Source organism: Pseudomonas sp. RA_15y_Pfl2_54, assembly GCF_963971015.1.
Taxonomy (GTDB): domain Bacteria; phylum Pseudomonadota; class Gammaproteobacteria; order Pseudomonadales; family Pseudomonadaceae; genus Aquipseudomonas; species Aquipseudomonas baetica_A.
The window spans coordinates 1-12,750 of record NZ_CAXAPN010000048.1 but is presented as its reverse complement, the minus strand read 5'-3'; the positions used below and the strand labels follow the sequence as shown (position 1 = coordinate 12,750).

Below are 12,750 nucleotides of genomic sequence, written 5' to 3'. Positions count from 1 at the left end.
GGTCATTATCGGCGCCATGGTCAGTGTCTGGCGTGGTTGGCTGCCAGTGCCGCCTGAGTGGAACCCGTGGGCGCCGCTGGATGTAAAGGCCGCGCCCAATTGGCTGACCGGTTACAAGCTGATGCGCTTGCGCGGTGACCCAGAGCTGTGTGCGCAAGCACTGGCCAGCTCGGCGTTGCGCGTGACGACGCAAGCGGACAGCCCCGACGCCAAGTGCCCGCTGATTGGCGCCTTGCGCGTTCAGGGTGCAGAGGTGGCCCTGAGCAGCAGCTTCCTCGCCAGTTGCCCGTTGGCGGTGGCTTACGCGATGTTCGAGCGACACACCCTGCAACCCGCCGCGCAGGCCGTTTACGGCGAGAACGTCGCACGCCTGGATCACCTCGGCAGTTTCGCCTGCCGCAATCTCTACAACCGCGAGAGCGGCGCGCTCAGCCGGCATGCCAGTGCCGATGCGCTGGATATCGCCGGTTTTCGTCTGGCGAGCGGTCGCCGTGTCAGCGTGCTAAAGGATTGGCCCAAGCAGAATCAGGACGCACAGTTTCTGCGTCAGGTGCGTGATGGCGCGTGCAAGGCATTCAGTGTGGTGTTGAGCCCGGATTACAACGCGGCGCATCGCAATCATTTTCATGTCGATATCGGGCGCTGGAGCGTGTGTCGCTGAGGCTTAGGCGGCGATGCGCAGGTTCTGCAAAACGATCGGGCGTGCCCAGCCGTTATCGAAGTCCAGCGCCTTTTGCTGTTCGGCGATTTCTTGCGGCGAGAACGGCGGGAATGGCTTGTCCAGCAAGTCCAGATCGAACTCGGCAATCGGCAAGTACAGTGGACGCTTGTGCGGCGCAGCGCCTGGCTCCGGAATTGGCTGACCATTGTTGATCACGATCGGGCGAACCCAACTGCTGTCGAAATCCTGCTGCTCTTGCTGAGCTTTGATTTCTTCCGGCGGGAACGGTGGGAATGGCTTGTCGGCCAGTTCCATTTCGAACTCGGCGATTGGCAGGAACAGCGGCTCCGGCGGACGCACTTCGGTTTCAACGACTTCGCATTCACGCTGGCTGACGATATGCGCGTGCAGTTCGCTGCCCAGGGTCGGCTCTTCAGGGCTGTTCAGGTCAACCGGTGGAAACGTGCCGCAAGCGGGCACCACTTCACTCGTCTGTTCGGCCAGGGCCTGGGCAAAGAAATCCTGCCACAGGTGACTGACGCCGCTCAGTGCTTGAGTATTTTGACGGCTGAAATCGCCATGGGGCGAGATGTAGCCAATCGATGTGGGAAGAATGCCTGACATTTTTTTCGGTTGACGCTCAGCTCTGGCAAAATGCGCGTTGATTGGGTTATCGGCGGTTTCTGCCGATCCTTAACTTTTTTGAGCGTGTTTTCCATGATTGAGCAACCCGCGGCCTGCCGCATCCATGTCCAGGCCCTTGGCCCGATGTTTGAAGCGCAGGCCGAGCAGTGGGCCAAGCGTCTGGGCCTGCCGTTGCAAGTGGCTGATGGCGAGTTTGCCTTGCAGGTCGGCGAGCAGGGTTTGCAACTCCAGCAACTGGGGCCGGATGCGCCGGGGCCGGTGCGCGTGGACTTTGTCGAGGGCGGTGCGGCGCATCGTCGTTTATACGGCGGTGGCAGCGGGCAGATGATCGCCAAGGCTGTCGGCATTGCCCAAGGTGTGCGCCCGCGGGTGTTGGATGCCACAGCAGGGCTGGGCAAGGATGCGTTCGTGCTGGCGAGTCTGGGCTGCGAGATGAGCCTGATCGAGCGCCAGCCGCTGATCGGTGCGTTGCTGGAGGATGGCCTGGCGCGCGCGGCGGAAGATTTCGACGTGGCGCCGATTGTGGCGCGGATGAAGTTGCTCAAGGGCAACTCCATCGAGGTCATGCGCCACTGGGAGGGCGAGCCACCGCAAGTGATCTACCTTGATCCGATGTTCCCGCATCGGGAGAAAACCGCGTTGGTGAAGAAGGAAATGCGCCTGTTCCGGCCGCTGGTTGGCGATGATCCGGATGCACCGGCGTTGCTTGAAGCGGCGTTGGCACTGGCCACGCACCGGGTGGTGGTCAAGCGGCCGCGCAAGGCGCCGTGCATCGACGGGCCGAAGCCGAGTCATGCGCTGGATGGCAAGTCCAGCCGGTATGACATTTACCCGAAGAAGGCGCTCAAGGCTTAAGACCGCGTCGCTGCCATCGCTAGCCTGCTAGCGATGGGGCCGGCCAATACAGCGCAAAACTCAGGGCCGATACGCCCGCATAAACAATCCCACGACTTCCTGCACATGGCTCTGCGCCGCCTCGTCAGTCAACGGCTCCCCACAGCCATACAACAAGCGAAAATTGCCCGCGCCCTTGATCAGGCAAAAGAAATGCTCAGCCGCGTTACGCGGCAGGTCGATGTTCAGCGCGCCGCTTTCGTGGATCTGCGTCAGCAGCCGCTCCATCCCTTGCACCATGCGCTCGGTGCCGGCCTCAAAGAAAATCTGCGACAGTTTTGGATCCTGCGCGCCCAGTGCCATGATCAGGCGATGCAGATTCACCGATTCATCGCTGTTGATCAGGTGATGAAAGCCCCGGGCAATGTTCAGCAACACATTTTCCACGGCAATGCCGTCCGGCAATTCGAAGAACAACGGCGGTAATTGTTCCTCGCATTTGGCCACCACGGCGGCGGAGAACAGTGTCTCCTTATCGGTGAAATGGCTGTAGACCGTCAGCTTCGACACGCCGGCCTCGGCGGCCACCGCGTCCATGCTGGTGTTGGCATAGCCATGACTCAGAAACAGAATTTTCGCCGCATCGAGAATCGCCTGACGTTTGGCCAGATCCTTGGGGCGGCCCGGGCCGTTTGGAACTGCAAGATTGTTCGACATTCTTCGCTTTTATTACTGGACTGGTGAGTTTGCTATTAATAACATACCGGCCAGTATAATTATTCCAAGCACCATTAGCGAAAGGTCCGTCACCATGTCCCGCCATGCACTGCACCTCACGTGGCCATTTGCGTTGCCAGTCAGCCTGGTTTTTTTACTGTCCGCATGTGGCCAGGAAGAGGCAGCGCCCGTTACCGTGCGACCGGCGATGGTGGTGCAGCCAGAGCCTTCGGCGCAGAAGATGGAAAGCTATCCGGGCGAAGTGCGCGCCCGTTACGAACCTGATCTGGCGTTCCGCATCGGTGGAAAAGTCAGCCGACGACTGGTCGAGGAAGGTCAGCGCGTGAAGGCCGATCAGCCGCTCGCCGAACTTGATCCCCAGGACGTACGCCTGCAACTGGAAGCGACTCGCGCCCAAGTCTCTGCCGCTGAGGCCAATCTCACTCTGGTGCGCGCCGAACGTGACCGCTACAAGACGCTGATGGATCGGCAGATGGTCAGCCGCTCGGCCTACGACAACGCCGAAAACCTTTATCGCTCCGGCGAAGCCCGCCTCAAACAGATCAAAGCCCAATTCAACGTTTCGACCAATCAGGCCAGTTACGCCGTGTTGCGTGCGCCCCAGGACGGTGTGGTTGCCAAGCGCTCGGTGGAAGTGGGGCAGGTGGTCGCTGCAGGGCAGACGGTGTTTACACTCGCCGCCGATGGTGAGCGTGAAGTGCTGATCAGCCTGCCGGAACAGAGTTTTGGCAGGTTCAAGGTCGGTCAGCCGGTTACCGTAGAGCTCTGGACGCAGCAGAACCAGCGCTTCGCCGGGCAGATTCGTGAGCTGTCGCCATCCGCCGATCCCAAATCCCGCACCTTCGCTGCCCGTATCTCTTTCACCAGTGGCAAAGTCCCGGCCGAACTCGGCCAGAGTGCGCGTGTGTTCGTGCAATCAGCCAATACCGCGTCGCTATCGGTGCCGCTTTCGGCACTGACGGCCGAGAACGGTGCGACCTACGTCTGGGTCGTCAGCGCCAACAACACCTTGAAGAAGACCCCCGTGCGAGTCGGCCCATTCGGTGAAAAAACCGTGCCGGTGCTCGAAGGCCTCAATGCCAGCGACTGGGTCGTGGCTGCCGGCGTGCATGTGCTCCTCGAAGGGCAGCAGGTGCGCCCCGTGGATCGTTCTAACCGTGTGGTCAATCTGGCGGACAAGGAGTAAGTCCCGATGCGCTTCAACCTTTCCGAATGGGCGCTGCGTAATCGCCAGATCGTACTGTTCCTGATGCTTTTGCTGGCCATCGTCGGTGCGTTGTCCTACACCAAACTCGGCCAAAGTGAAGACCCGCCGTTCACCTTCAAGGCCATGGTGATTCAAACCCGTTGGCCAGGGGCGACCGCGCAGGAAGTCTCACGGCAGGTCACTGAACGCATCGAAAAGAAACTGATGGAAACCGGTGAGTACGAGCGCATTGTTTCGTTCTCTCGTCCTGGTGAGTCTCAAGTCACCTTCATTGCGCGCGACTCGATGCATTCGGTGGAGATTCCCGATCTCTGGTATCAGGTACGCAAGAAAATCAGCGACATCCGCCAGACGCTGCCGCCGGGCATTCAGGGGCCGTTTTTCAACGATGAATTTGGCACGACCTTCGGCAATATCTACGCGCTGACCGGCGACGGTTTCGACTACGCCGTGCTCAAGGATTACGCCGATCGCATCCAGATCCAGCTGCAACGGGTAAAGGATGTCGGCAAGGTCGATTTGCTCGGTTTGCAGGACGAGAAAATCTGGGTCGAGCTGTCGAACGTCAAACTCGCCACCCTCGGTTTACCGCTGGCGGCGGTGCAACAGGCGCTGGAGGAACAGAATGCGGTGTCCACGGCGGGTTTCTTTGAGACGCCTACCGAGCGCTTGCAGCTAAGGGTTTCGGGGAATTTTCAGACGGTCGATGAGATCAGGAACTTCCCCATCCGGGTCGGTGATCGCACGTTCCGTATCTGCGATGTCGCCGACGTGCGGCGTGGATTCAACGATCCGCCGGCGCCGCGCATGCGCTTCATGGGCGAAGATGCGATCGGCCTGGCGGTGGCGATGAAGGGCGGCGGTGACATTCTGGTACTGGGCAAGGCGCTGGAAGGCGAGTTCTCGCGTATCCAGAAAAACCTCCCGGCCGGTATGCAACTGCGCAAGGTGTCTGACCAACCGGCAGCAGTGAAAACCGGGGTTGGCGAGTTTGTCCAGGTGTTGGTCGAGGCGCTGGCGATTGTGTTGCTGGTGAGCTTCTTCTCCTTGGGCGTGCGCACCGGCATGGTCGTGGCGCTGACCATTCCGCTGGTCTTGGCGATGACCTTTGCCTGCATGTATTACCTGGGTATCGGCCTGCACAAAATCTCCCTCGGTGCGCTGGTTCTGGCGCTGGGCTTGCTGGTGGACGACGCGATCATTGCCGTGGAGATGATGGCGATCAAAATGGAACAGGGCTTCGACCGGATCAAGGCCGCAAGCTACGCCTGGACCAGCACCGCGTTCCCCATGCTCACCGGAACGCTGATTACCGCCGCAGGCTTTCTGCCGATTGCCACGGCGCAGTCCGGCACCGGTGAGTACACCCGCTCTATTTTCCAGGTGGTGACCATCGCGCTGCTTGCTTCGTGGGTGGCAGCGGTGGTGTTCGTGCCGTATCTGGGTGAAAAACTGCTGCCGGACCTGGCGAAAATTCATGCCGCCAAACACGGCGCCGGGGACGGTCAGTCGGACCCTTATGGCACACCGTTCTATCAGCGCGTTCGACGTCTGGTGGAGTGGTGTGTGGTCCATCGTAAAACCGTGATCGTGCTGACGTTGGGGCTGTTTATCGCGTCGGTGATGTTGTTCCGCTTCGTGCCGCAGCAGTTCTTCCCGGCCTCAAATCGACTGGAATTGATGGTCGATCTGAAACTCGCCGAGGGCGCTTCGTTGGCCAATACCACCGGTGAGGTCAAGCGGCTTGAAGCGATACTCAAGGAGCATGCCGGCATCGATAACTATGTGGCCTATGTCGGCACCGGTTCGCCGCGTTTCTATTTGCCGCTGGACCAGCAACTGCCTGCGGCGAGCTTCGCCCAGTTTGTGGTGTTGGCCAAAAATATCGAAGAGCGTGAAGCGCTGCGAACCTGGTTGATCGATACGCTTAACGAACAGTTTCCGGCGCTGCGTTCGCGGGTGACACGTCTGGAAAATGGCCCGCCCGTGGGCTATCCGGTGCAGTTTCGCGTCACGGGTGAGCACATCGAAGAAGTTCGTGCGCTTGCCCGCAAGGTGGCGGCCAAGGTGCGCGAGAATCCCCATGTGGTCAATGTGCATCTGGACTGGGAAGAACCGAGCAAAGTGATCTACCTGAACATCGATCAGGATCGCGCTCGGGCACTTGGGGTGAGCACGGCCAGTCTGGCCAAATTCCTCCAGAGTTCGTTGACCGGGTCGAGTGTCAGCCAATATCGCGAAGACAACGAGTTGATCGAGATTCTGCTGCGCGGCACGGTGCATGAGCGCACTGAGCTGTCGCTGTTGCCGAGCCTGGCAGTGCCGACTGACAACGGCCGCAGCGTCGCGTTGTCGCAAGTGGCCACGCTGGAATACGGCTTTGAGGAAGGCATCATCTGGCACCGTAACCGCCTGCCGAACGTGACGGTGCGCGCGGACATTTATGACAAGGAGCAACCGGCGACGTTGGTGAAACAGATCCTGCCGACGCTGGATTCGATTCGTGCCGAGTTGCCGGACGGTTATCTGCTGGATGTCGGTGGGACGGTGGAGGATTCGCAGCGGGGGCAGAAGTCGGTGAACGCCGGGGTGCCGATGTTCATTGTCGTTGTGCTGACGTTGCTGATGGTGCAGCTGCGCAGTTTTTCGCGCACGGCGATGGTGTTTTTGACGGCGCCGTTGGGGTTGATCGGGGTGGTGCTGTTTTTGATGGTGTTTCGGCAGCCGTTCGGATTTGTGGCGATGTTGGGGACGATTGCGCTGTCGGGGATGATCATGCGCAACTCGGTGATTCTGGTGGATCAGATCGAGCAGGATATTGCCTCGGGGCTCAGGCCTTGGCAGGCGATTATCGAGGCTACCGTGCGGCGCTTTCGGCCGATTGTGTTGACGGCTCTGGCGGCGGTTCTGGCGATGATTCCGTTGTCGCGCAGTGTGTTTTTTGGGCCGATGGCGGTGGCGATCATGGGGGGGTTGATTGTGGCGACGGCTCTGACGTTGTTGTTTTTGCCGGCGTTGTATGCGGCTTGGTTCCGAGTGCGTCGGGAGGCTTGAGGCTTGGCGGCCTTTGGGCCGACCATGCTGTGGGTGTTCTTGGTGAATATCCGTTGCTTCGGGTGCTGGCTCTGGCGGTTTCGCTTTTACAGCGAGTCCCTTTTGCAAACGCCCAAAAGGAACCAAAACGCTGGGCCCCGGCGTACGGCCCGCTCGCTGGGGCTCGGGGTGCCTTCGTTGCGGGTTTCATCCGGGGGCATCGCCTCCGGTTTGCTGCGCTGCACCTCCTTTCGATGTGTTCGACTTCGTCGAACGGCGCTGCGCGCCTACCCCCGGATGAATCCCGAAACGAAGCCTGCCGAAGGGGCCGGTACGTCAAGAGCTGCAGCCGAGCTAACGCTCATCCTGTTGAGTGGTGAAGGGCGACGCGGGGCTAGTGTGTGGTGTTTTTGCTTTTCGGTGTGGGTTTGCCAGCGATGGCGGCCTGACAGCCGACCGATTGCGACCGGATGACACTCGATGCCATTGTGTGAGACAGCCTGCTGGCACTTCTCGAAGTCGATCCGCAAACCTGACGCCTGCAAAAAAGCCCGCTGAACGTATGACGTTCAGCGGGCTTTTTGGTGTTCAGAACCTTACAGCGTCCCAAACACCTTCTTCGCCAGACTTGTTGCAGCAGCGGCGGGGTTTTTGCGGATGGTTTCTTCCTGTTTACCGATCATCTCGAACAGGCCGTTAAGTGCTTGCTCGGTGACGTAGTTTTCGACGTTGGCGCTCTTGGCGTCGACGACGCCGAAGGTCGCGGCCTGGCCGGCGAAGGTGTTGTATTTCTGCGCCACGCCGACCTTGTCGGTGGCTTGTTTGACGATTGGCAGGAACTTGGCACGGATCTGTTCGCGGCTGGATTTGTCCAGGTACTGTGTGGCCGAGTCGTTGCCGCCGCTGAGGATGCCTTTGGCGTCGGCCACGCTCATTTTTTTCACGGCGTCGACGAGGATCGGCTGGGCCTGGGTCACGGCGCTTTCCGCGGCTTTGTTCATCGCGGTTTCCAGTTCTTCGACCTGGGCGCCCATGCCGAAGGCTTTCATCTTTCCGGCGACTTTGCCGAGTTTACCCGGCAGTTCGATTTTCACGTCCGGGTTGTTGCTGAAACCGCCCGGGGTACCTAATTGTTTGACGGCCAGTTGTGCGCCTTGGGTCAAGGCGTCCTTGAGGCCGCCGGTGGCGTCGTTTTGTGACAGGTCGCTGAGTGACAGGGCCATGGCGCTGGCGCAGATCATCAGGCCTGCGCACAGGCCGGCGAAGCGAAAGGTGGGACGGAGCATGGCGGCTTCCTTGTTTCAGAAAATGAATTAACGCGCGGCGTCAACGCGGATTTTCAGCGGCTGCGGATCGTTGCCGTCCAGTTGCACGGCATGGTTTTCGGTGGTGATGAACATCAGTTCGCCGTTCACTTCAATGCGTGCGCTGACCGAGTAACGGTGGCCGGGTTTGACCTGCCCCGGATCGTAGCTCAAGTGGAACGGCAGCGGCACCTGCCCTTTGACCGGGCCTTTCTGTTCATCGAGTACAACGGCTGGGGCGTCGGCCAGTGAAACGTCTTGCAGGCTCACGCTCAGCGTTGCGCTCGGTGGCAGGGCGATGCGTTGCAGGTAGAACACTTCGCCGTCGAGGCTGACCTTGCCGGCGGGAGTGGTCGATTGGCAGGCGCTGAGCAGGGCAGCGGCAGCGAGAATGGTCAGTTTTTTCATGGCAAATCTCCTTTCATTGTGGGAGCGGGCTTGCTCGCGAAGGCGGTGTGACACTCAGCAGCGATGTTGAATGTTGAACCGCTTTCGCGAGCAAGCCCGCTTCCACAGGGTTTTCATCAGGTCTCGGGCGGTGTGGCGACTTGGTCGGCCGCATCTTCACTGCGATGCAGCGCCACCTGACGGATCGACAAACGAATGTCCGCCGGCAACACGCGTTTGGCCGCACCTTCGGCCAGTTCGCCGAGCAGTTCGTGGTAGCTCAATTTGCCCGCTTCGTCGCGGCGCAGCACGTCGAGGTCGAGCAGGGTCTGGATGAAGTGGCGGAACAGGCTCTTGTCGAAAAACTCCGGGGCGTTGAGGCCATGCAGGATCGACAGGCGCTGAGCCATGACCGTGCAGAGGTCTTCCAGTTCTTCGGCGCTGACGGCGTTCTGGCCGGCGTTGAGCAGCAGCGACACGGTCATGTAGAAACGTTGCAGGGTCTGCGCAATGCTCTTCGACAGCAGCGTCAGCAATACGAAATGCCGCGAACTTGGCGCCGGACGCAGGTAGACGTCTTTCTCGAAACGCAGCAGACCTTGCTCGACAAATGCTTCCAGCCACTGATCGACCACTGCATCGAGCTCGTCCAGGCTCCAGCGGATGAACAGCTCCGACTGCAAGTACGGATACAGCGCGCGGGTGTAGCGCAGGATCTGTTCGCGGCTCATGCGCGAGGTGCTCTGGAAGAAACTCGCCAGCAGCGCCGGCAGGGCAAAGATGTGCAGCACGTTGTTGCGGTAGTAGGTCATCAGGACGGCGTTCTGCTCGTCCAGATAGAGAATCTTGCCCAGCGCATCGCTTTGCTCGGACAGCAGGTCCATGTCCTTCACATGCTCGATCAGCGCACGGCCATCACCTTCCGGCAGGGTGGTGTGTGGCGAGTACGGGACTTTGCGCAGCAGGGCCAGATACAGATCCAGCACGCGCGCCATGGCCCGATCGTCCAGTGCCAGGCGGCTGGTCGACAGAAGCGCCAGTGCCACCAGGTTGACCGGGTTGATCGCTGCCGCTTCGTTGAGGTGCTGGGCGACTTTCTCACCGAGGCGATGGGTGGTCGCGTTGAGCCACGCGGGTTTGTACTGCGGGGCAAGTTCCTGTTGGCGCCAGCCCGGTTGCTCGGCATCGAGGAATTGCGCCAGTTTGATCGGTTCGCCGAAGTTGACGGCCACCTGACCGAAACGTTGCTTGAGCGCGCCGATGACTTTGAAGATGTCGAAGATCGACTCTTTCTTCTTGCTCGCACCCCGCAGTTCGCCCAGGTAGGTGCGGCCCTCCAGCACGCGTTCATAACCGATGTACACCGGCACAAACACGATCGGCATGCGCGAGGAGCGCAGGAAGCTGCGCATCGTAATCGCGAGCATCCCGGTTTTCGGTTGCAGCATGCGCCCGGTGCGCGAGCGGCCGCCTTCGACGAAGTACTCGACCGGGAAGCCTTTGGTGAACAGGGTGTGCAGGTATTCGTTGAACACCGAGGTGTACAGCGGATTGCCCTTGAACGTGCGGCGCATGAAGAACGCACCGCCACGGCGCAGCAGGCTGCCGATCACCGGCATGTTGAGGTTGATCCCGGCGGCGATGTGCGGCGGGGTCAGGCCGTTGCGGAACAGCAGATACGAAAGCAGCAGGTAGTCGATGTGGCTGCGGTGGCACGGCACGTAGATCACTTCGTGACCCTGGGCGACCTTCTGCACGCCTTCGATGTGGTTGACCTTGATGCCGTCGTAGATCTTGTTCCAGAACCAGCTCAGCACCACTTCGAGGAAGCGGATCGCGGTGTAGGTGTAGTCCGAGGCGATCTCGTTGCCGTAGCGCAGGGCTTGGGCCTTGGCTTTTTCCGGGGAGATGTTTTCGCGCTCGGCCTCATCAAGGATCGCTTGCTTGACCAGCGGCTGATTGAGCAGGCCTTTGACGAGGTTGCGGCGGTGGGAAATGTCCGGGCCGATCACCGCCGCTTTGAGGTTGCGAAAGTGCACGCGCAGGATGCGCTGGGCCATGCGTACGGTGCGCTCGTGGCCCTTGTTGTGTTCGATCAGCTCGCGCAAGTGGATCGGCGCAGAGAATTGCACACGGGTTTTACGCCCCAGCACGATGATGCTCAGCAGCCGGCGCAGACGTCCGGTGACCGCCCAACTGTCGGCGAACAACAATTTCCACGGGCTCGACTCGCTGTCCGGCGACTGCCCCCAGAACACGCTGACCGGGATGATTTGCGCATCTTCGGCGGCGTTCTGGGTGAGGGCGCTGACCAGGCGGGTCAGGGTCGGCGGCGCGCCGCGTTTGTCCTGACGGCCGAGCCAGTCCGGGTCTGGCGTCAGGTAAAAGAACGCCGCCGGTTCGATCAACGAACCGATCGACACCGGCAGCACCGGGCGAGGCAGGCCGGCCTTGGTGCACTCGGTATCGACCACTGCCAGGTCGGTGAGCGATGGGTTTTGCAGGACGTAGAACACCGGACGACTGCGGTCGAGGTTGAGGGTGAACGACGACTGATTGATCGTCTCGGAGCGAACCCAGAGGTACAACAGTCGGCGCAAGGTGCCAAACACAAGACGGCGGAACGGGGAACGGGTCATACGGCTTCTGCGTGAGTGAATAAAACCGAGCGTTTGCTCGGGCGGTCGACAGTTTGCCGGATTCATCGAAAATCGGCAAAAAAGCGGCGAAGTAATCTCCTGTTGAGACTTTTCGCTCCTGTCATATACTCGGCGGTCTGTCGCCGGGGCCCTTTTATGGACGTCGGACGCAGGCTGACGTTCCTCAAAGGCTTTCCTGCGAAAAGCCTGTTCAATAATAAAAAAGGAGTATGAACAGATGGCAACACGTGAAACCGGAAACGTGAAGTGGTTCAACGACGCCAAGGGCTACGGCTTCATTCAGCGCGAAGACGGGGTGGACGTGTTCGTGCACTACCGCGCGATTCGCGGCGAAGGGCATCGGTCGCTGACCGAAGGCCAGCAGGTCGAGTATGCGGTGGTGACAGGTGACAAGGGTTTGCAGGCTGAGGATGTTGTAGGCCTGTAAATCCAGGGTCAAAAGATCGCAGCCTTCTGCAGCTACTACAAAAGCTGCTGCAGGCTGCGATCTTTTTTTGGGTGTAGAATCTCATCCAACGCTGCGCTGTATGAATAAACACCCTGTCAGATCTGACAGTAGACAGCTTTTGTTCTCACGGCTACTTTCGCGAAAACGTGCCTTGGAGCCAGTATTTTCGCGGCTCTACCTACGCGAGAGGAAAGCGGTCATGTGGAAAGGTATTTCGATTTTGCTGGTCTTGGGGCTTTTCGGGTGCTCAGGTCAGACGACCTCCGAAAATGCTTCTCCGGAACCGCTCGCTCGCGCAATGACAGGTCTGGCATTGCCACAACAAGAATCAGGTATTTCGGCGGCGCAGCCCGCGATATTCAAAGTGGTCGACGCGCCGGGAGGCGAGTTGAATGTCGATACCCTCGGCACAGAGGCCACTGTTCAGGTGAATTATCCGAGTCAGGCGCCTAGGGACACCGTCGGTGTGCGCCTGACCGGTGTGGCGTTGCGTGATGCGCCAATCCAGACCGTGTCCACCGTGGGCACGCGAACCTTCAAGTTGCCCAAAGCCTGGATCAGCGAAAACAAGGGGCGTACGGTCAACCTGACTTACACCTACAAGGTCGGCGGTGTCGGAAATCTGATTACCTCGTCCCCACTGAGCATCCGCGTGGTCAGCGCGCAGGGCCAGAGTGTGTTCAAGGTGGTCGAAGCCCCGACGGGAGAGTTGAATGCCGATACGCTCGGCACCGAAGCCAACGTACAGGTCAGTTATCCGAGCCTGGCGCCAAAGGATACTGTCGGTGTGCGCCTGACCGGTGTGGCGTTGCGTGATGCGCCAATCCAGACCG

The 12,750-nt window shown here is 60.0% G+C and carries 11 protein-coding genes; 6 read left to right on the top strand and 5 right to left on the bottom strand.

Going from position 1 to position 12,750, the window contains the following annotated elements; genetic code table 11:
* Window positions 1-16: 16 nt before the first annotated feature.
* Window positions 17-661 (top strand): extensin-like domain-containing protein, encoded by a 645-nt coding sequence (locus AACY50_RS26510; protein ID WP_339464427.1) that lies wholly within the window; start codon window positions 17-19, stop codon window positions 659-661.
* A gap of 3 nt (window positions 662-664) precedes the next feature.
* On the opposite strand, the gene AACY50_RS26505 is transcribed toward AACY50_RS26510, so the two are convergent.
* Entirely contained in the window at window positions 665-1,285 is a 621-nt protein-coding gene (locus AACY50_RS26505; protein WP_339430524.1) for an energy transducer TonB, read from the bottom strand.
* Between the two features lie 93 nt (window positions 1,286-1,378).
* Here AACY50_RS26505 and AACY50_RS26500 point away from each other — a divergent pair, with 93 nt between their 5' ends.
* Window positions 1,379-2,161, top strand: a complete 783-nt coding sequence (locus AACY50_RS26500; protein ID WP_445261505.1) for a class I SAM-dependent methyltransferase — start codon at window positions 1,379-1,381, stop codon at window positions 2,159-2,161.
* Between the two features lie 60 nt (window positions 2,162-2,221).
* Here AACY50_RS26500 and AACY50_RS26495 read toward each other — a convergent pair whose 3' ends face one another.
* Entirely contained in the window at window positions 2,222-2,857 is a 636-nt protein-coding gene (locus tag AACY50_RS26495; RefSeq protein ID WP_339430525.1) for a TetR/AcrR family transcriptional regulator, read from the bottom strand.
* 94 nt (window positions 2,858-2,951) lie between these two features.
* On the opposite strand from AACY50_RS26495, the gene AACY50_RS26490 reads away from it, so the two are divergent.
* Complete coding sequence (locus tag AACY50_RS26490) at window positions 2,952-4,064, top strand: efflux RND transporter periplasmic adaptor subunit (RefSeq protein WP_339430526.1); 1,113 nt, start codon at window positions 2,952-2,954, stop codon at window positions 4,062-4,064.
* Window positions 4,065-4,070: 6 nt separating this feature from the next.
* Window positions 4,071-7,139, top strand: a complete 3,069-nt coding sequence (locus tag AACY50_RS26485; protein WP_339494457.1) for an efflux RND transporter permease subunit — start codon at window positions 4,071-4,073, stop codon at window positions 7,137-7,139.
* Between the two features lie 575 nt (window positions 7,140-7,714).
* Here AACY50_RS26485 and AACY50_RS26480 read toward each other — a convergent pair.
* The 3 genes from AACY50_RS26480 to plsB form a co-directional block, all read right to left on the bottom strand.
* Entirely contained in the window at window positions 7,715-8,404 is a 690-nt protein-coding gene (locus tag AACY50_RS26480) for a DUF4197 domain-containing protein (protein ID WP_339539562.1), read from the bottom strand.
* Between the two features lie 27 nt (window positions 8,405-8,431).
* Complete coding sequence (locus tag AACY50_RS26475) at window positions 8,432-8,830, bottom strand: YbaY family lipoprotein (RefSeq protein WP_339464328.1); 399 nt, start codon at window positions 8,828-8,830, stop codon at window positions 8,432-8,434.
* Between the two features lie 116 nt (window positions 8,831-8,946).
* The gene (gene plsB / locus AACY50_RS26470) at window positions 8,947-11,448 is read right to left on the bottom strand and encodes a glycerol-3-phosphate 1-O-acyltransferase PlsB (RefSeq protein ID WP_339464329.1); all 2,502 of its coding nucleotides are present in this window, start codon (window positions 11,446-11,448) and stop codon (window positions 8,947-8,949) included.
* 238 nt (window positions 11,449-11,686) lie between these two features.
* On the opposite strand from plsB, the gene AACY50_RS26465 reads away from it, so the two are divergent.
* Both AACY50_RS26465 and AACY50_RS26460 read left to right on the top strand, forming a co-directional pair.
* Window positions 11,687-11,896: a cold-shock protein gene (locus tag AACY50_RS26465; protein ID WP_095189383.1), complete on the top strand. Its 210-nt coding sequence runs from the start codon at window positions 11,687-11,689 to the stop codon at window positions 11,894-11,896.
* Between the two features lie 334 nt (window positions 11,897-12,230).
* The coding region (locus AACY50_RS26460) for a hypothetical protein (protein WP_339539560.1) at window positions 12,231-12,750 on the top strand (520 nt) is incomplete at its 3' end.

Coding starts and splice junctions, on each gene's coding strand:
- AACY50_RS26510 (WP_339464427.1), top strand. CDS start 17: ATGGTCAGTGTCTGGCGTGGTTGGCTGCCAGTGCCGCCTGAGTGGAAC.
- AACY50_RS26505 (WP_339430524.1), bottom strand. CDS start 1,285: ATGTCAGGCATTCTTCCCACATCGATTGGCTACATCTCGCCCCATGGC.
- AACY50_RS26500 (WP_445261505.1), top strand. CDS start 1,379: ATGATTGAGCAACCCGCGGCCTGCCGCATCCATGTCCAGGCCCTTGGC.
- AACY50_RS26495 (WP_339430525.1), bottom strand. CDS start 2,857: ATGTCGAACAATCTTGCAGTTCCAAACGGCCCGGGCCGCCCCAAGGAT.
- AACY50_RS26490 (WP_339430526.1), top strand. CDS start 2,952: ATGTCCCGCCATGCACTGCACCTCACGTGGCCATTTGCGTTGCCAGTC.
- AACY50_RS26485 (WP_339494457.1), top strand. CDS start 4,071: ATGCGCTTCAACCTTTCCGAATGGGCGCTGCGTAATCGCCAGATCGTA.
- AACY50_RS26480 (WP_339539562.1), bottom strand. CDS start 8,404: ATGCTCCGTCCCACCTTTCGCTTCGCCGGCCTGTGCGCAGGCCTGATG.
- AACY50_RS26475 (WP_339464328.1), bottom strand. CDS start 8,830: ATGAAAAAACTGACCATTCTCGCTGCCGCTGCCCTGCTCAGCGCCTGC.
- plsB (WP_339464329.1), bottom strand. CDS start 11,448: ATGACCCGTTCCCCGTTCCGCCGTCTTGTGTTTGGCACCTTGCGCCGA.
- AACY50_RS26465 (WP_095189383.1), top strand. CDS start 11,687: ATGGCAACACGTGAAACCGGAAACGTGAAGTGGTTCAACGACGCCAAG.